Raw genomic sequence first — 17,542 nt, 5'->3', positions numbered from 1 at the left:
CTTCGGCCGCACCGGCGAATGGTTCGCGCACCAGCACTTCGGCTTCGAGCCGGACCTGATCACGATGGCCAAGGGCCTCACCTCGGGTTACGTGCCGATGGGCGCGGTGGGTATCCATGAACGCGTCGCGCGCCCGATCATCGACAACGGCGAATTCAATCACGGCCTCACGTACTCGGGGCACCCGGTCGCGGCGGCGGTGGCGGTCGCGAACCTCAAGCTGCTGCGCGACGAAGGGATCGTCGAGCGCGTGAAGCACGACACGGGCCCGTACTTCCAGGCGCTGATGCGCGAAACCTTCGCGCGTCACCCGATCGTCGGCGAAGTGCACGGCCACGGGATGGTCGCGAGCCTGCAGCTCGCCGAGTCGCCGGCCGAACGCCGCCGCTTCGCGAACGGCGGCGAGGTCGGCACGATCTGCCGCGACTTCTGCTTCAACGGCAACCTGATCATGCGCGCGACCGGCGACCGGATGCTGCTGTCGCCGCCGCTCGTGATTTCGCGTCAGGAAATCGATGAACTCGTATCGAAGGCGAAGAAGGCCGTCGATGCGACCGCCCAGCAACTGGGCCTTTCGTAACGACTTTGCCTACAGGCGTGCGGCGGGTGCCGCGCGCCGCCATAACCCAGGGGAATTCCACCATGCGTGCCTGCTTTCTTCGCCAAGCCTGTTCCATCGCGGCCCTTGCCGCGGTGGCCGCGTTCACGTCGGTCGCCAGTCCGTCGGCGCATGCCGACGAGCTGAACGTCTACAACTGGTCCGACTACATCGCACCCGACACGATCCCGAACTTCCAGAAGCAGACGGGCATCCACGTCAAGTACGACAACTACGACAGCGACGACACGCTGCAGGCGAAGCTGCTGGCGGGCAGCTCGGGCTACGACATCGTCGTGCCGACCTCGAACTACATGGCCAAGCAGATCCAGGCCGGCGTGTACCAGAAGCTCGACAAGTCGAAGATCCCGAACCTCGCGAACCTCGACCCGCTGCTGATGAAGATGATCTCGGACGCCGATCCGGGCAACCAGTACGGCGTTCCCTGGGCCTACGGCACCGACGGCATCGGCTACAACGCGCAGGCGGTGAAGAAGGCGCTCGGCGACAAGGCGCCCGTCGACAGCTGGGCGCTGGTGTTCGACCCGGCCAACATGGAAAAGCTGAAGAGCTGCGGCGTGTCGTTCCTCGACCAGGCCGTCGACGTGTTCGCGGCCACGCTGCAGTACATGGGCAAGGATCCGAACAGCAAGAACCCCGGCGACTACCAGGCTGCGTTCGAAGTCCTGAAGAAAGTCCGCCCGTACATCACCCAGTTCAACTCGTCCGGCTACATCAACGACCTCGCGAACAACGACGTGTGCGTCGTGCTCGGCTGGTCGGGCGACGTCGGCATCGCGCACCGCCGCTCGTCGGAGGCGAAGCGCCCGTACGACATCAAGTTCTCGAACCCGAAGGAAGGCGGCCTGCTGTGGTTCGACGTGATGGTGATCCCGAAGGATGCACCGCACCCCGAGGCCGCGCTGAAGTGGATCAACTACGTGTCCGACCCGAAGGTCAACGCGGCGATCACCAACACGGTGTTCTACCCGACCGCGAACAAGGCAGCGCACCCGTTCGTCACGCCGGCCGTTGCGCAGGATCCGACCGTCTATCCGCCCGAGGACGTGCTGAAGAAGATGGTGCTGATGAAGCCGATGCCGGCCGACATCCTGCGCCTCGAGAACCGTCTGTGGGCGCAGCTGAAGACGGGCCACTGATCACGAACCATCACGGCGGCGCAGGCATCGGCTGAACGCCTGCCCGCCAGAGATCCGCGGACGCTTCGTCCGCCCGCGCGCACCGCGCGCTGTTCCATCCGGCACGAGCCGTTGTCCGCGAGTCGCGTTGTACGCCTCGCGCGGGGACGCTCACGCCTGCAATCCGTGAAGAACGAATGGTGACTCCCATGCAATCGATACCCTCTTCCGCTGCCGCACGCCACACCCAACCGGCCGCCGCGGCCCGCACGAAGAACGATGCGTTCGTGCGCATCGAAAACGTCGTGAAGAAGTTCGGCGACAGCACGGCCGTCGACAACGTGAACCTGACGATCGCGAAGAACGAGCTGTTCGCGCTGCTCGGCAGCTCCGGCTGCGGCAAGTCGACGCTGTTGCGCATGCTCGCCGGGCTCGAGACGGCGACCTCCGGCAAGATCTTCGTCGACGGCGAGGACCTCGCGTCGCTGCCGCCGTACCGCCGTCCGGTCAACATGATGTTCCAGTCGTACGCGCTGTTCCCGCACATGTCGGTCGAATCGAACGTCGCGTTCGGGCTGAAGCAGGAAGGCACGCCGAAAAACGAGATCAAGGAACGCGTGGCCGACGCGCTCGCGCTGGTGCAGATGAGCAAGTACGCGAAGCGCAAGCCGCACCAGCTGTCCGGCGGCCAGCAGCAGCGCGTCGCGCTCGCGCGTTCGCTGGTGAAGCGCCCGAAGCTGCTGCTGCTCGACGAGCCGATGTCCGCGCTCGACAAGAAGATCCGCCAGAAGACCCAGCTCGAACTGGTGAACATCATCGAGAAGGTCGACGTGACCTGCGTGATGGTCACGCACGACCAGGAAGAGGCGATGACGATGGCGAGCCGCCTCGCGGTGATGAGCGAAGGCAAGATCGTGCAGATCGGCACGCCGGGCGAAGTGTACGAATACCCGAACAGCCGCTTCTCGGCCGAGTTCATCGGCTCGACGAACCTGTTCGAAGGCCGCGTGGTCGAGGACGAACCCGATCACATCTTCGTCGAAAGCGACGACCTCGAGGCACGCATGTACGTGAGCCACGGCGTGACCGGCCCGCTCGGGATGCCGGTCGGCATCTCGGTGCGGCCGGAGCGCGTGCACGTATCGCGCGAGAAGCCGGGCTCGCATCACAACTGGGCGCGCGGCGTGGTGACCGACATCGCTTACATGGGCGCCTACTCGCTGTATCACGTGCGTTTGCCGAGCGGCAAGACGGTCGTGTCGAACCTGTCGAGCTCGCACCTGATGCACGACAGCGCGCCGGCGTGGAACGACGACGTGTTCGTGTCGTGGTCGCCGGCCAGCGGCGTCGTGCTGACGCAGTGAGGACGACATGATGAGAACTTCCGCCTCCACTCCGTCCGCGCCGGTTTCGACCGGTGCCACCGCAACGGCACAGGCTTCGAAGCGCCGCAGCCGCTTCGCCGCGCTGTCGCGCTTCCTGCCGTCGGGCCGCGGCGTCGCGATCGGCGTGCCGTTCCTGTGGCTCGTGATCTTCTTCGCGCTGCCGTTCGTGCTGGTGTTCAAGATCAGCTTCGCCGACCAGGTGATGGGGATCCCGCCGTACACGTCGCTCGTCGAGATCAAGGACGGCGTCGTGCACTTCGCGCTGCAGCTGTCGCACTACGCGTTCCTGCTGCAGGACGACCTGTACATCGCGACCTATCTCAGCTCGCTGAAGATGGCCGCCGTGTCGACGCTGCTGTGCCTGCTGATCGGATTCCCGATGGCGTACTACATCGCACGCTCGGAGCCGGGCCGGCGCAACGTGCTGATGATGGCCGTGATGCTGCCGTTCTGGACGTCGTTCCTGATCCGCGTGTACGCATGGATCGGAATCCTGAAGGATGACGGCCTCCTGAACCACACGCTGATCGCGCTCGGCATCATCCACACGCCGCTGCGCCTCTATCACAGCGACGCGGGCGTCTACATCGGGATGGTCTATTCGTACCTGCCGTTCATGGTGATGCCGCTCTACGCGCACCTCGTGAAGATGGACCTCACGCTGCTCGAGGCCGCCTACGACCTCGGCGCGAAGCCGTGGGTCGCGTTCACGCGCATCACGCTGCCGCTGTCGAAGAACGGGATCATCGCCGGCAGCCTGCTGGTGTTCATCCCGGCAGTCGGCGAGTACGTGATTCCGGAACTGCTCGGCGGCGCCGACACGCTGATGATCGGCCGCGTGATGTGGGATGAATTCTTCAACAACATGGACTGGCCGATGGCGTCCGCGGTGACGGTCGCGATGGTGCTGCTGTTGCTGGTGCCGATGGCGCTGTTCCAGTACTACCAGGTCAAGGAACTGGAGGAAGCGAAATGATCAAGCCGAGCAAACCGCTGTCGACGGGCGTCCTCGCCTTCGGCTTCCTGTTCCTGTACATCCCGATCATCAGCCTGGTCGTGTACTCGTTCAACGAGTCGAAGCTGGTGACGGTGTGGTCGGGCTTCTCGCTGAAGTGGTACGCGGCGCTGTGGCAGGACGACGAGCTGCTCACCGCCGCGTGGCTGTCGCTGAAGATCGGCCTGCTGACGGCCACCGCGTCGGTCGTGATCGGCACGTGGGCGGGCTTCGTGCTCGCGCGCTTCGGCCGCTTCAAGGGCTTCACGCTGTACACGGGGATGATCAACGCCCCGCTGGTGATTCCGGAGGTGATCCAGGGGATCTCGCTGCTGCTGCTGTTCGTTGCGCTGGAGCAGATGTTCGGCTGGCCGAAGGGCCGCGGGATGGTGACGATCTGGATCGGCCACGTGATGCTGTGCGTGTCGTACGTGGCGATCATCGTGCAGTCGCGCGTGAAGGAGATGAACAAGTCGCTGGAGGAAGCCGCGCTCGACCTGGGTGCGACGCCGCTGAAGGTGTTCTTCGTGGTGACGCTGCCGCTGATCTCGCAGGCGCTGCTGTCGGGCTGGCTGCTGTCGTTCACGCTGTCGATCGACGACCTGGTGCTGTCGGCGTTCCTGTCGGGGCCGGGCTCCACCACGCTGCCGCTGGTGGTGTTCTCGCGCGTGCGGCTCGGGCTGAACCCGGAAATGAACGCACTGGCGACGCTGTTCATCACCGCGGTGACCATCGGCGTGTTCGTCGTGAACCAGATGATGATCGCGCGCGAACGGCGCCGGGTGGCCGACATGAAGGCGGCGTTCGCGGCGGCCTGACGCCCGCTTCCCTTTTCATCGATAACAAGACCCGCGCGCCGCGAAATGCGGCGCGCGGGCCGATCACAGATTGACCAAGCGCACGACAAGGAGAATCCGCAATGAAGAAGAAACTGATCTGCCTGCTGGTGGCCGGCGCGTTGCCCGGCATCGCGCTGGCCGACTCGACCTCCGCCGAAATCAAGGCACTGCAGGCGCAGGTCGCCGCGCTGCAGAAGCAGATGAAGGCCATGCAGGCGCAGCTCGCCGCGAAGCCGGGCGGCACCCCGGTCGCGCAGGCCGGCGCGACGACCGCGGCTAAGCCGGTGATCGTGGCCGCCGACCCATCGTCGCCGGACTACGGCAAGGCTCAAGCCACGCTGACCAACGACGAAGTCAGTGAAATGAAGCAGCAGATCGCGAACCAGCAGCTGAAGGTCGACTCGCTGACGGACGCGGCCAACACCGGGCCGCTCGCGGGCCTGTCGGTCACCGGCTACATCGACCCGACCTACATCTACAACCGCGCGGCCGGCACGTCGTCGTTCCTGTTCGCGAACCACGAGAACGCGTACAACTACTTCAACAGCACGTTCGGCGATCTCTACCTCGACATCAAGAAGACCTTCGGCGTCGGCCCGATGGCGCCGTCGGCGGAGATCACGCTGATGCCGAACCGCGGCAACGGCATCACGCTGCTGCAGAACTCGCGCGGCTCGATCACCGACAACCTGCTGAACACCGCGGTCGTCAACGTACCGATCACCGCCGAGACGACACTCGTCGCCGGCCTGATCCCGAGCTTCGGCGGCTACGAGGTGCAGCAGTCGAACCAGATGCTCACGCTCACGCACAACCTGCTGTACGATTTCTCGGATCCGGGCAGCTACGTCGGTATCGGCGCGAACTACACGAAGGGCGCCTGGGCGTGGAAGTTCTTCCTCGGCAACGAGCAGTACCGCACGTACGGTTCGGTCACGCAGACGGGCACCAACGCACTCGGCGATCCGATCTCCACCAGCAACAAGGTGCCGACCTTCACCGCGCGCGCGGACTACACGTGGTCGAGCGCGCTCGACATCGGCGGTTCGTTCAACATCGGGCGGCAGACGCTGGCGAGCGCGATCGACGACCAGGGCAACGTCCACTACGGCCCGGGCGGCGCGGCACCGAGCGCGTACGGCTCGTTCTTCTTCGGCGAACTCGACGCGACCTACACGCTCGCCGACATTCAGTACAACGCCGAAGTCGACTACGGCCGGCAGCAGCATGCGGCGTTCAACGGCGGGCTCGCTCAGTGGTACGGCCTGTCGCTGCTCGCGCACCGCAAGTTCAACGCGCCGGTGGTCGGCCGCATGGGCGTGACGCTGCGCTACGACCTGCTCGCCAACTCGAAGAACGGCGGCGGCGGCGGCGGCATCGCGCTGAACGGCAACGGGATGGATCCGAGCAACGGCTTCGGCGTCGACGCGGACTGCCTCGCGCAGTCGAAGGCCGGCGGCGGCCTGGGCTTCGAGTGCAAGGGCGCGGTGCGCCAGGACGTCGCGCTCGACCTGCTGTTCTATCCGACCCAGCAGATCACCGTGAAGGTCGAATACCGGCACGACTGGGCGAACAACAAGGTGTTCCTGCGCAACGACGGTTCGTACGGCAAGTCCAACGACCTGCTCGCGACGCAGTTCATCTATTCGTTCTGATGCGGGCCGCGCGGGACGCCGTGCCGCGCGCATGGCGTCCCGCATCGTTTCACCCGGCCGGATCGCGGTGCGTCGCGCACCGCCGCCGGCCGTCTTCGACGGAGTCGGTTTGATGACGCAGTCTTTCACCCGCCGCGCCGACGCGCTCGCGCGCGACTCGTACTACGAAGCAACCGCCACGCGCCCCGTGGCCGACGACCCCGTGCTCGAGGATGCGATCGACGTCGACGTGTGCGTGATCGGTGCGGGCTTCGCCGGCCTGTCGACGGCGCTCGATTGCCGTGCGCGCGGGCTGTCGGTCGCCGTGATCGATGCGCATCGGCCCGGCTGGGGCGCATCGGGCCGCAACGGCGGACAGGCGATCACGGGTTTCGCGAAAGACGAGGTGATCGAGCAGCAGCTCGGCGCCGCCGGCGCACGCGCCGCGTGGTCGCTGTCGCTCGACGGGCTCGCGCTGATCGCCGAGCGGATCGCGCGCCACGGCATCGACTGCGACTTCACGCGCGGCTACCTGACGGTCGCGACCAAGCCGCGCCGCATCGACGACCTGCGTGCCTGGATGGATGCCGCGCGCTCGCGCTGGGGCCATCCGTCGCTGTCGTGGCTCGACACCGGCGAAATCCGCGCGCGCATCGCGTCGCCGCGCTATCTGGCGGGCGTCTACGATCCGCTGTCGGGCCACCTGCATCCGCTCAAGTATTGCCTCGGCCTCGCCGAGGCCGCGCGCCGCGAAGGCGTCGCGCTCCACGCGCACACGCCCGCGCTCGACGTCGTGCGCGGCGCCCGGCCGGTCGTGCGCACGCCGTCGGGCGAGGTGCGCTGCCGCTTCGTCGTGTCGTGCTGCAACGCGGGCCCCGGCGGCATCCTGCCGGCCGCGACCGCCGCACGCATCGCGCCGGTCGCGTCGTACATCATCGCGACCGAACCGCTCGGCCGCGCGCGCGCCGACGCGCTGATCGCGCAGCGCGAAGCCGTGTGCGACAACAACTTCTTCCTCGACTACTTCCGGCTGTCGGCCGACCACCGGATGCTGTTCGGCGGTCGTCCGAACTCCGCGGGCGCGTCGCCCGACACGCTCGCCGACACGATCCGGCAGCGCATGGTCGGCGTGTTCCCGCAGCTCGCCGACGTGCGCGTCGACCACGCGTGGGGCGGCTTCGTCGACGTCACGCGCAACCGCGCGCCGGACTTCGGCGCGCTCGATCCGAACTTCTTCTACGTCCAGGGCTTCAGCGGACACGGCGTCGCGCTGACCGGCATCGCCGGACGCGCGATCGCCGGCGCGATCGCGGGCGACACGCGCGCGTTCGACCTGTTCGCGCAGCTGCGCCACCGGCGCTTTCCCGGCGGCGACGCATGGCGGCAGCCCGCGCTCGAACTCGGGATGCTGTACCACCGCGTACGCGAGCTGTTCTGAGCCCCCTTCATTCGTTTTCCTGAACATGCAGACATTCGCCAACCAGCCGCACGTCGCGTCGTACTACGCGGCGACCGCCAACGATACGACCCGCCATGCGCCGCTCGCCGGCGCGACCGACGCCGACGTGTGCGTGATCGGCGCGGGCCTCACCGGCTTGTCCGCCGCGCTCAACCTCGCCGAGCGCGGCCATTCGGTGACCGTGCTCGAGGCGTCGCGGGTCGGATGGGCGGCGAGCGGGCGCAACGGCGGCCAGCTGATCGGCGGCTTTGCATGCGACATCGACACGTTCGGCAACTTCATGCCGGAAGGCGACGTGAAGCGGATCTGGGACATGGGGCTCGAAACGCTGTCGCTCGTGAAGTCGCGCATCGCGAAGCACGACATCGACTGCGCGCTCGTGCCCGGCTACCTGACCGCCGCGAACACCGAGCGCGACGCGGATGCGCTGAAACGCTGGCGCGACGAGGCCGCGAAGCGCTTCGGCCACGAGCGGTTCCATTTCGTCGAAGCGGACGAACTCGGCGACTACGTGCAATCGGCGCGCTATCGCGGCGGCCTGTACGACCCGGACAGCGGCCACCTGCATCCGCTGAACTACACGCTCGGGCTCGCGCGCGCGGCCGCCGACGCGGGCGTGCGGATCCACGAGGACAGCTGCGTGACGCGCGTGCGCGACGTGTCGGGCGGCCACGTCGTCGAGACCGGCCAGGGGCAGGTGCGCGCGCGCTTCGTGGTGCTCGCGTGCAACACGTACGTCGGCACGCTCGCGCCCGCGCTGTCGAAGAAGATCATGCCGGTCGGCACCTACGTGATCGCGACCGAGCCGCTCGGCGCGGCGCGCGCCGCCGCGCTGATGCCCGCGCGCGCGGCGATCTGCGACAGCCGCTTCGTGCTCGACTATTTCCGGCCGGCGCCCGACACGCGGCTCGTGTGGGGCGGCAAGGTCAGCTATTCGACGCGGCCGCCGCGCAATCTCGCCGACGCGATGCGCGCGGACATGCTGAAGACGTTCCCGCAGCTCGCGGACGTGAAGGTCGACTACGCATGGGGCGGCTTCGTCGACATCACGATGAACCGCGCGCCGCACTTCGGGCGCGTCGCGCCGACGCTGTATTTCGCGCAGGGTTTCTCGGGGCACGGCGTGAACACGACCGCGCTCGCGGGCAAGCTGATCGCCGAGGCGATCGACGGCCAGGCGAGCCGCTTCGACCTGTTCGGCAAGATCCGGCATCGCGACTTCCCCGGCGGCGCGACGCTGCGCACGCCGGCGCTGGTGCTCGCGATGAGCTGGTACCGGCTGCTCGACGCGTTCGGCATGCATTGAGCGGCGGCGCACGGCACGGCGCACGCGGACGTACCGGCCACGCAAAACGGCCGCGCAAGCGCGGCCGTTTCATCGAATCTCGCGGCTTCGGCACGGCATGCAGGCGACCTTGCCTGCCCGACGCGCCGAAGCCGTGGTCCGCGCGCCGGTCAGTCGGTCCCGTACTTCGGCGAACGCGGCCCGTACAGCAGCCCGTTCGGCGGCCCCGCGGACAGCAGCCTGCTGCTCGTCAAACCGGCCACATCGTGCGCTTCGTCGGTCAGCGAATGCGCGACCTGCTTGACGGCCGCCTGCACCAGCATCCCGACGACCCCGAACGCGTTGACGCTCATGTTGTTGCCGACTTCCTTGCCGGTCGCACGGCCCTCGCCCTGCCACAGCACGTCGCCGGTCTTCAGGTCGACGAGCTTCGCCGACGCCGCGACCACCGTCGTGCTGTCCACCACCTGGTAGACAGAGCCGTATTGCGTGATCTTCGCGTACAGCGCGGCGTCCGCGCCGAAGATTTCGCGCAGCTTCGCCGGCGACGTGCCCTGGATTTCCGCGGCGTTCGTGAGGCCGTTCTGCTTGAACGTCTCGTCCATCACCGCGACCGGCACCACGTAGTAGCCCGACTCGGCCAGCGGCTGCGTCATCTGCGACAGCGCGCCGTAGGTCGCGCCGACATCGGTCGTCTCGTTGAGCGGCGGCAGCACGAGGATCGAGCGCGGCTGGCTCTTCTTGAAGGCCGTGTAGTCGGGGCGTTTGACGGGCTGCGCGCACGCGCTCAACAGCGCGACGATCGACAGCACGGACAGCAGCTTGAATGAAAGTGTCTTGATCATGGCAGGCACGTCACTGTTTGGCGGGAGTCGGATCGGCATTCTTCTGGCCGGCGATCGTCTGGCCGGCAGCCGACGGATTCGCGGCCTTCGCGGCCTTCGCGTCGCCGGCTTTCTTCTTCATCAGGAAATCCATGAACGACGCGGATTCCGGAAAGAGCGCCTTCTCGGCCTGGAATTCCTGCCCGGCCTGCTGTTCGCTGCCGACGCTCGCGTAGAGCATCCCGAGATGCGCATGGAAGCCCGGCGGCGGCGTCTTGCCCTTCGCGCGGATCTCCTGCAGCGCCTTTTCGAGCGCGTCGATCTGCTCCTGCGGGGACTTCTGCCCCTTGAAGTATTCGTACACCTGCGGCTGATAGCCGTTCCATTGATAGAGCGGCGGCGTGGTCGGCGCCGCACAGCCCGCGAGCAGCATGACGGCCGCCGTCGCCGGCAGCCAGATTCCCCGTTTCATGGTCTTGTCTCTTCTGGTTGATGAATGATTCGTCGCGCCGTACTGCCCACGGCGCCTATTGCGGTGCCTTCAGCGTGCCGGCGTCGACCTGGTCGACGAGGTGGTTCACGGCCTCCTGGATCGCGAGGTCCAGCACCTTGCCGTTGAGCGTCGAGTCGTAACCGGCCGTGCCGCCGAAGCCGATCACTTCGCGGTTCGACAGGCTGAACTCGCCCGCGCCCTGGCTCGACGCGACGACTTCCGACGTCGTCGTGTCGACGATGTTCAGGTTGACCTTCGCGTACGCGACTTGCGTCTTGCCGCGGCCGAGAATGCCGAACAGCTGGTGATCGCCGACGTCCTTGCGGCCGAACTCGGTCACGTCGCCGGTCACGACGTAGTTCGCGCCCTTCACCGCCTGCGCCTTCTTCATGAAGCCCGCTTCCTGCTTGATCTCGTCGAGGTTCTCGCGATCGAGCACGTTGAAGCGGCGGCTCTGCTGCAGGCGCGTGACGAGGATCGTCTTCGCCTGTCCGCCGAGGCGGTCGATGCCGTCCGAGAAGATGCCGCGCATGTAGCTCGAGCGGTTGTCGAACTTGCCGACCGCGATCGCGACGGGCTTGCCCGCGTACGGCTTCTGCGCGCTGCTCACGGCCGGCACGTCGAGCGTGCGCGACGATTCGGTCGCGCAGCCGGACAGCGCCGCGACGAGCGCCGCCGCCACGAGAACGGTGCGTCGTGTCTGATTGTTCACTGCGGGTCTCCTTACGTGAAAAGATTGCCCGGAACGGGCTCGCCGGCTTGCCGACAAACCGGCGGTCGATGCGATGATCGAAGCGGCCGGGGCGCGCATCGGCGCGCGCGCGACTTCATCGCCCGGACGGCGATGGAGATGGCGGCATGCGAAGGGAAATTGCACGCAACGGACGTGTTGCGGCGAGACGCGAACGCGCGGCGCATGGATCGACGACCCCGCTTGCGCCGGCTACCGCGTGATTCTGGTTACTGCGCTGTTGATCGCGCATGATCGGCCCCGTATATGATTTTGGCCGATCATACCAAGTCTGATTATCGAGACGGGATTTCTTTAGAAGAATTGACGATCTTTACAAATCGCCGCGGATCCATGGTGCGTCACACGCCAGCGGAGCGTGCGCGGGACGCCCGCGCCGGCCCGCGAGCCGGCGCGCCGCTGGCGGTCAGTCGGCCGCCTTCTGCCGCATCGTCACGAACTCCTCGGCCGCGGTCGGGTGAATGCCGATTGTGTCGTCGAATTGCGCCTTCGTCGCGCCCGCGCGAATCGCGATCGCGATGCCCTGGATGATCTCGCCCGCGTCGCGGCCGACCATGTGCGCGCCGATCACGCGCTGGCTGTCGCGCGCGACCACCAGCTTCATCAGCGTGCGCTCGTCGCGGCCCGACAGCGTGTGGCGCAGCGCCTTGAAGGACGTGCGGTAGATGTCGACTTCGCCGTGCACGCGACGCGCATCGGCCTCGGTCAGGCCGACCGTCGCGACCTCCGGCTGGCTGAACACGGCCGACGGGACGTAATCGTGATCGGCCGCGACGCGCGCGCCGCCGAACAGCGTGCGCGCGAGCAGCGCGCCGTCGCGCGTCGCCACCGGCGTGAGCTGCGGCCGCGACGTGACGTCGCCGAGCGCATGGATCGAAGGCACCGACGTCGCCGAATACGCATCGACCGCGATCGCGCCGCGCGCGTCGAGCATCACACCGGCGCGCTCGAGGCCGAGCCCTTCGACGTTCGGCACGCGGCCGGTCGCATAGAGCACCGCGTCGTACGGCCCGTGCTGAGCGTCGCCGACGTGCACGGAGAGCGTGCCGTCGTCCGCGCGCGCGATCGATTCGACCACCGCGCGCGCGTGGATCGCGACGCCCTGCTTCGTCATTTCGTCGGTGAGGAACTGGCGCACGTCGTCGTCGAAGCCGCGCAGGATCTTCTCGCCGCGATAGAACAGGTCGACCTGGCTGCCGAAGCCGTTGAAGATGCCGGCGAACTCGACCGCGATATAGCCGCCGCCGACCACCGCGATGCGCTTGGGGCACGCCGGGAGCGACAGGGCCTCGCGCGACGTGATCGCATGCTCGATGCCGGGACGGTGCGGCAGCGCCGGCCGCGAGCCGGTCGCGATCGCGATGTGGCGCGCGCGGATCGTGCGCTCGCCGATCGCGACCGTATGCGCGTCGACGAGGGTCGCGCGTCCTGCGTGCATCGCGACGCCGGATTGCCGCAGCAGGTCGATGTAGATGTCGCTGAGCCGGTTGATCTCGCGATCCTTCGCGGCGATCAGCGCGGACCAGTCGAGCGTGCCGGCGCCGAAGGTCCAGCCGAAGCCCTTCGCATCCTCGAGTTCGTGCGGATAGTGCGATGCGTAGACGAGCAGCTTCTTCGGGATGCAGCCGCGCAGCACGCAGGTGCCGCCGATCTGCTCCTGTTCCGCTATGCCGACGCGCGCGCCGTATGACGCCGCCATCCGGGCGAGCCTCACGCCGCCGGAGCCGGCCCCGATGACGAACAGGTCGTAGTCGAAATCCATCGCAAGCCCTCATCGCAGTTCGGATGACGGCACGATAGCAAGATTCGGGAATTCGTGCGGAACGTGGCGCCGCAGGACGCGCGCGCCATAAAAAACGGCGAGAGACGTCGCCTCTCGCCGGTCAAACCGGCTGCCGGGTGTGCCATGCGTCACCGATCGACCACATGCCCGGCCTGCCGGCCGCGCGGCACCGGTCCGCCCGGATGCGCGAACGGCGCACCCGCGGCGGGACCAGCCGCCTTGCTCAGGCCTGCGACGTGTCGCTGCCGTCCGTCGCCTGCGTGTCGTCTGCCTGCTGCGGCTGCTCTTCCTTCTTCTCGAGCATGCCTTCGATCGCCTCGGCGCCCTTGAAGCCGGCGACGGCCGCCGCCGCCTTGGTCAGCAGGCCCGCATCCGGATCGACCTTCTCGGCTGCCTCGACGGCTGCCACTGCGCCAGCGATTTCACCCACGGTGTTCAGGATACCCATCGTCATCCCCTTTCAAGAAAATCGTGAGCGCATCGTCCCACGAAAAAAAACCGGCGGACCGTGTTTGTCATCACCGGATACACAAGTTACGCACCAGGCCGGCCGCACGCGAAACGCGCGCCGGAACGACGCCCGCGCGTGCGTTGCGGCACGCGGCGGACCCTGCACGCAGCGTAGCGGAATCGCTTCGCGCGCACTGTCAAAGTATGTTCTGGAATGCCGACGGAACCCTTACGGGCGGCATGTTCCCGATGGAGCAATCGCTGAATGGTCGTCTGCGCGCAGGAAGGCGCGTGGCGAAAAAAAAGAGGCTCCTTCCTGGAGCCTCTTCGATGCGCGCCGAACCGGGGCCGGCGCACGCGTTGACGATTTTCGTCAGAAGATATTGCGCAGGCCGATCGCGATGCCGGTCTGGTTGCTGCGACCCGGCAGCTCGACGTTCGCCGCGCCGTTCGTCTTGTTGAAGTCGACCGTGCCGTAGACTTCCGTGCGCTTGCTGAGCGCGTATTCGGCGATGCCGACGATCGCGTAGCGGTTGCCGCTCGCGAGCGTGCCGTTCGCGGTCATCGCGTTGCGCATGTGGTCGTAGTAGAACGCGCCCGTCAGCGTCAGCGGCGTGCTGACCTGCCAGCTCACGCCCGCGAACGGACCGTCGTCGATCCGGCCCGTGCCCTTCGCGACCGGGATCGACTGCTGCGCGAGCAGGCTGTCGACGAAACCGGTGTCGTCCTTCGAGCGCAGGTAGCCCGCATAGATCTTCGCCTTGCTGAACGCATACACGACGTTCGCGTGGTAGATCGTCTGCTTGCGTGCGGAGTTGTCGCTGTTCTGCTGCGCGCCGGCCGCGATGCTGAGCGGGCCCGTCACGTACGACAGCGACACGCCCCATGCATTGCCCTTGCCGAGCGAGCCCGGGATCTGGCCCGAGAAGCCGCCCGCGCCGGTCGATTCGTAGTTGGTGCCCGTCGAGTACATCGCCTTCGCGGTCAGGCCCGCGAACGTGCCCGTGTACTTGATCTGGTTGTCCGCATACAGGCCGCCGCCGAGTGCGACCGGCAGCCATGCATTTTCGAGGTAGTTGCCGACCGTCAGCGGATCGTAGGTGTCCGACAGCAGGTCGAACAGCGGCGTCTTCTGGCGGCCGAGGGTCACCGTGCCGTACGGGCTGTCCAGGCCGACGTATGCCGCACGGTTGAACAGGCGGCCGCTGTCGGCGAATGCGCCGTTCTGCAGGTTCACGCCGCTTTCGAGCTTGAACACGGCCTTCAGGCCGCTGCCGAGGTCTTCCGTGCCGTAGATGCCGAAGCGGCTGTTGGTGATCGCGCCGTTGGACATCGACAGCAGGCCGTCGTTCTTGGCGTTCGCGTTGGTCAGGTAGCGAACGCTGACGTCGGCGACGCCCCACAGCGTGACCGAGCTTTGTGCTGCTGCGTACTGGCTGGCGAAGGCCAGCACTGCGCCCCCTGCGATGGCTGCGAGCCGGGTGGTCTGCTTCATGAGCTTTCCTTTTTGTAGGTGTCTCCATTCATGGCCGGCCGCGTGCGCAGCCGGGTGGCGATCGCGGACGCTCATGGCGCGCGCGATGTGGGCTGAATCATAAGACCAGTGCGCACGCTGAAAGAAATTGAAACGCGCGGTCGCGCGCGATTGTCGCCCTGGAACAACGTTTCCCGCGCCGGGCTTGCCTGTCGCGCGACGGATGCGGGTCGCGGCGATGGCGGGACGAAGGCCGGCGCTGTAAGGCGCGGCCGGAGCAACCGGTTTGCGCTGGGGCAGCGTGGCGGAGGGTGGCGCGATGAGCCGGTGATTCGGTCACGCGGCGGACCTGCCGGCCGCATGGCGGCGGCCCTGCGCGCGTCAGGCCGGCCGCGGCGTCCCGCCGTCGGGGTTGCTGCCGTTACTGCCGTTGCTGCCGCGAACTTCGGCGCCCCCGTTGCCGGCCGCCCCGTCGCCACTGTCGCGCCCACCGCCCGCGCGCCGCCGCGCCCGCCGCACGATCTCCGCGAACGCACCGGCGAGCAACAACACGGCGCCCCACAGCGCGACGTCCGGCATGAGCCGCGTCGCGAGGCCGCCGACCACCGCGCCGGCCAGGAAGCAGAAGCTGATCGTCGCGAGCAGCGCCGAATCGTGCAGCGCGCCCGCGTCGTAGCGGGGAATCAGCCCGACGAACAGCTTCTGCGCGGCGCGCCGCAGGTTGCCGGTCGTCATCACCGACGTGTACGACAGTTCCTCGAGATGAGTAAACGACAGCGTCTGCAGCGTCGCGACGAACGAGATTCCGGGAATCAGCCACGCGCTCGACGCGCCGACGAGCCCGCTCGCGGCGACGCCGAGAAACGCGATCTCGACGATCAGGCTCGCGAACGCGGTGTGCCGCATCCAGCCGCGCTGCGCGGCGAGACCGAGCAGGTGCGCGACGAACACCGCGACCACGAAACCGCCGAGCGGCGGCACGTGATGCAGCGCAGCCGCCCATTCGCCGGCCGACACGTTGATGCCGAGCAGCGCGACGTTGCCGGTCATCGTGTTCGCGAACACGTGGCCGTGACCGACGTACGTGTACGCGTCGAGATAGCCGCCGGACAGCGTGAGCAGCGCGGCGACGGTGAGATTGCGGCTGGCGCCGTCGAGATCCATCAGGCCTCCCGTGAAGAGTCGCGCCAGTATCGCGCACGGGAGGCCGGTTGTGCGCCGCTCACTGGCCGATGCCGGTGAGCCCGATCAGCGCGCCGGCCGCGAGCAGCCACAGCGGATGGATGCGCGTGCGCCACGCGAGCACCGCGCATGCGGCGGTGATGCCCCACTGGATCGCGGTGCGGTTCGACGCTTCCGAAATCAGCACCGCGCTGGCCGCGACGAGCCCGGCCGTGACCGGCATCAGCCCCTGTTGCACGTAGCGGCGCCACGGCCGGTCGCGAAAGCGTTCCCACGCGTGCAGCGCGAGCACCGTGACGATCGACGACGGCCCGAACTTCGCGATCGATGCGACCAGCAGCCCGGCCCAGCCGGCCACATGCCAGCCGACCAGCGGCACGATCATCATGTTCGGCCCCGGCGCGGCCTGCGCGAGCGCGAACAGCGCGGTGAACGCGTGCGCGCTCATCCAGTGGTGCACGTCGACGACCTGCCGCTGCATCTCCGGCAGGATCGTGTTGCCGCCGCCGAATGCGAGCAGCGACAGCTGGCTGAAGATCGTCGCGATCGCGATCAGCGTGTCGTTCATGACCGACCTCCGTCGCGCACGACGGCGCGCTGCGGTGCCGGCGTCTCGCGGCGCCGCGACGCGAGCCAGATGCTCACGGGCGTCAGCACCAGCATCGCGCTCAGGAGCGGGATGCGCAGCACCGCGATCGCGGCGAATGCGAGGACCGCGATCCCCGCGGCCGTGCGCGGCGCGTGCAGCAGCGGCTTCGCGACCTTCACGGCCATCGCGACGAGCAGGCCCGCGGCCGCGGCGGCGAGCCCGCCGAACAGATGCTGCACGCGCGGATCGCCCTGCGTCTTCGCATACAGCACACCGAGCCCGACGACCACGAGCGTCGGGCCCGCGATCAGCCCGAGAATGCCGGCGAACGCGCCCGCGACGCCGCGAAAGCGCATGCCGACGGCGACCGACAGGTTGATCACGTTGCCGCCCGGCAGGAACTGGCACAGCCCGAGCAGATCGGTGAATTCGTCGGCGGTGAGCCATTTGCGGTCGTCGACGATCGTGCGCCGCGCGAACGGCAGCGCGCCGCCGAACGACATCAGGCCGAGCGACAGGAAGCCGGTGAACAGCTCGGCGAGGCCGACACGACGTGGAGGCGCGGCAGGCGGCGGAGAAACGGATTGCATGGGGCTCCTCATCAAACGATGCCCCGAGGTTACCGCCGCGCGACACGCCGGCAAAACGATTTTATCGGCGCGT

At 67.6% G+C, this 17,542-nt stretch carries 17 protein-coding genes; 8 read left to right on the top strand and 9 right to left on the bottom strand.

Going from position 1 to position 17,542, the window contains the following annotated elements; genetic code table 11:
• The 8 genes from U4012_RS31210 to U4012_RS31175 form a co-directional block, all read left to right on the top strand.
• Positions 1-580 (top strand): aminotransferase class III-fold pyridoxal phosphate-dependent enzyme (locus U4012_RS31210; protein WP_321803277.1); only part of this gene is annotated, 580 nt, incomplete at its 5' end.
• 62 nt (positions 581-642) lie between these two features.
• Complete coding sequence (locus U4012_RS31205) at positions 643-1,758, top strand: polyamine ABC transporter substrate-binding protein (protein ID WP_124486634.1); 1,116 nt, start codon at positions 643-645, stop codon at positions 1,756-1,758.
• 188 nt (positions 1,759-1,946) lie between these two features.
• Positions 1,947-3,101: an ABC transporter ATP-binding protein gene (locus U4012_RS31200; protein WP_124486635.1), complete on the top strand. Its 1,155-nt coding sequence runs from the start codon at positions 1,947-1,949 to the stop codon at positions 3,099-3,101.
• 10 nt (positions 3,102-3,111) lie between these two features.
• Positions 3,112-4,098 carry an ABC transporter permease subunit gene (locus tag U4012_RS31195; protein WP_321803280.1) on the top strand — a complete coding sequence of 329 codons (987 nt, stop codon included), beginning with the start codon at positions 3,112-3,114 and terminating at the stop codon, positions 4,096-4,098.
• Complete coding sequence (locus U4012_RS31190; protein WP_321803276.1) at positions 4,095-4,934, top strand: ABC transporter permease subunit; 840 nt, start codon at positions 4,095-4,097, stop codon at positions 4,932-4,934. Before U4012_RS31195 ends, U4012_RS31190 begins: the two co-directional genes overlap by 4 nt.
• 101 nt (positions 4,935-5,035) lie before the next feature.
• Entirely contained in the window at positions 5,036-6,610 is a 1,575-nt protein-coding gene (locus U4012_RS31185; protein ID WP_044847894.1) for a DUF3138 family protein, read from the top strand.
• Between the two features lie 112 nt (positions 6,611-6,722).
• Entirely contained in the window at positions 6,723-8,027 is a 1,305-nt protein-coding gene (locus U4012_RS31180) for an FAD-dependent oxidoreductase (protein ID WP_321803275.1), read from the top strand.
• Positions 8,028-8,052: 25 nt separating this feature from the next.
• Complete coding sequence (locus tag U4012_RS31175) at positions 8,053-9,354, top strand: FAD-binding oxidoreductase (RefSeq protein WP_321803273.1); 1,302 nt, start codon at positions 8,053-8,055, stop codon at positions 9,352-9,354.
• Positions 9,355-9,503: 149 nt separating this feature from the next.
• On the opposite strand, the gene U4012_RS31170 is transcribed toward U4012_RS31175, so the two are convergent.
• The 9 genes from U4012_RS31170 to U4012_RS31130 form a co-directional block, all read right to left on the bottom strand.
• Entirely contained in the window at positions 9,504-10,178 is a 675-nt protein-coding gene (locus U4012_RS31170; protein WP_321803271.1) for a DUF799 domain-containing protein, read from the bottom strand.
• 10 nt (positions 10,179-10,188) lie between these two features.
• Positions 10,189-10,629, bottom strand: a complete 441-nt coding sequence (locus U4012_RS31165) for a DUF4810 domain-containing protein (protein WP_044847890.1) — start codon at positions 10,627-10,629, stop codon at positions 10,189-10,191.
• 55 nt (positions 10,630-10,684) lie between these two features.
• Positions 10,685-11,362, bottom strand: coding sequence for a CsgG/HfaB family protein (locus U4012_RS31160; RefSeq protein WP_321803269.1), 678 nt, complete (start codon positions 11,360-11,362; stop codon positions 10,685-10,687).
• 445 nt (positions 11,363-11,807) lie between these two features.
• Positions 11,808-13,163 carry a glutathione-disulfide reductase gene (gene gor, locus U4012_RS31155; RefSeq protein WP_321803268.1) on the bottom strand — a complete coding sequence of 452 codons (1,356 nt, stop codon included), beginning with the start codon at positions 13,161-13,163 and terminating at the stop codon, positions 11,808-11,810.
• A 244-nt stretch (positions 13,164-13,407) separates the two neighbouring features.
• Positions 13,408-13,632, bottom strand: a complete 225-nt coding sequence (locus U4012_RS31150; RefSeq protein WP_014895816.1) for a hypothetical protein — start codon at positions 13,630-13,632, stop codon at positions 13,408-13,410.
• A gap of 375 nt (positions 13,633-14,007) precedes the next feature.
• Positions 14,008-15,129, bottom strand: coding sequence for a porin (locus U4012_RS31145; RefSeq protein ID WP_044847888.1), 1,122 nt, complete (start codon positions 15,127-15,129; stop codon positions 14,008-14,010).
• Positions 15,130-15,489: 360 nt separating this feature from the next.
• On the bottom strand, positions 15,490-16,272 hold the full coding sequence (locus U4012_RS31140) for a YoaK family protein (protein ID WP_321803266.1): 783 nt from the start codon (positions 16,270-16,272) through the stop codon (positions 15,490-15,492).
• Between the two features lie 58 nt (positions 16,273-16,330).
• Positions 16,331-16,858 (bottom strand): chromate transporter, encoded by a 528-nt coding sequence (locus tag U4012_RS31135; RefSeq protein WP_044847886.1) that lies wholly within the window; start codon positions 16,856-16,858, stop codon positions 16,331-16,333.
• Positions 16,855-17,469 carry a chromate transporter gene (locus U4012_RS31130; RefSeq protein WP_321803265.1) on the bottom strand — a complete coding sequence of 205 codons (615 nt, stop codon included), beginning with the start codon at positions 17,467-17,469 and terminating at the stop codon, positions 16,855-16,857. Before U4012_RS31130 ends, U4012_RS31135 begins: the two co-directional genes overlap by 4 nt.
• Between the last annotated feature and the right edge of the window lie 73 nt (positions 17,470-17,542).

Origin of the sequence: Burkholderia sp. BCC1988 (assembly GCF_905339895.1) — a bacterium.
Lineage (GTDB): Bacteria > Pseudomonadota > Gammaproteobacteria > Burkholderiales > Burkholderiaceae > Burkholderia.
This window is presented reverse-complemented; position numbering and strand designations above follow the sequence as displayed.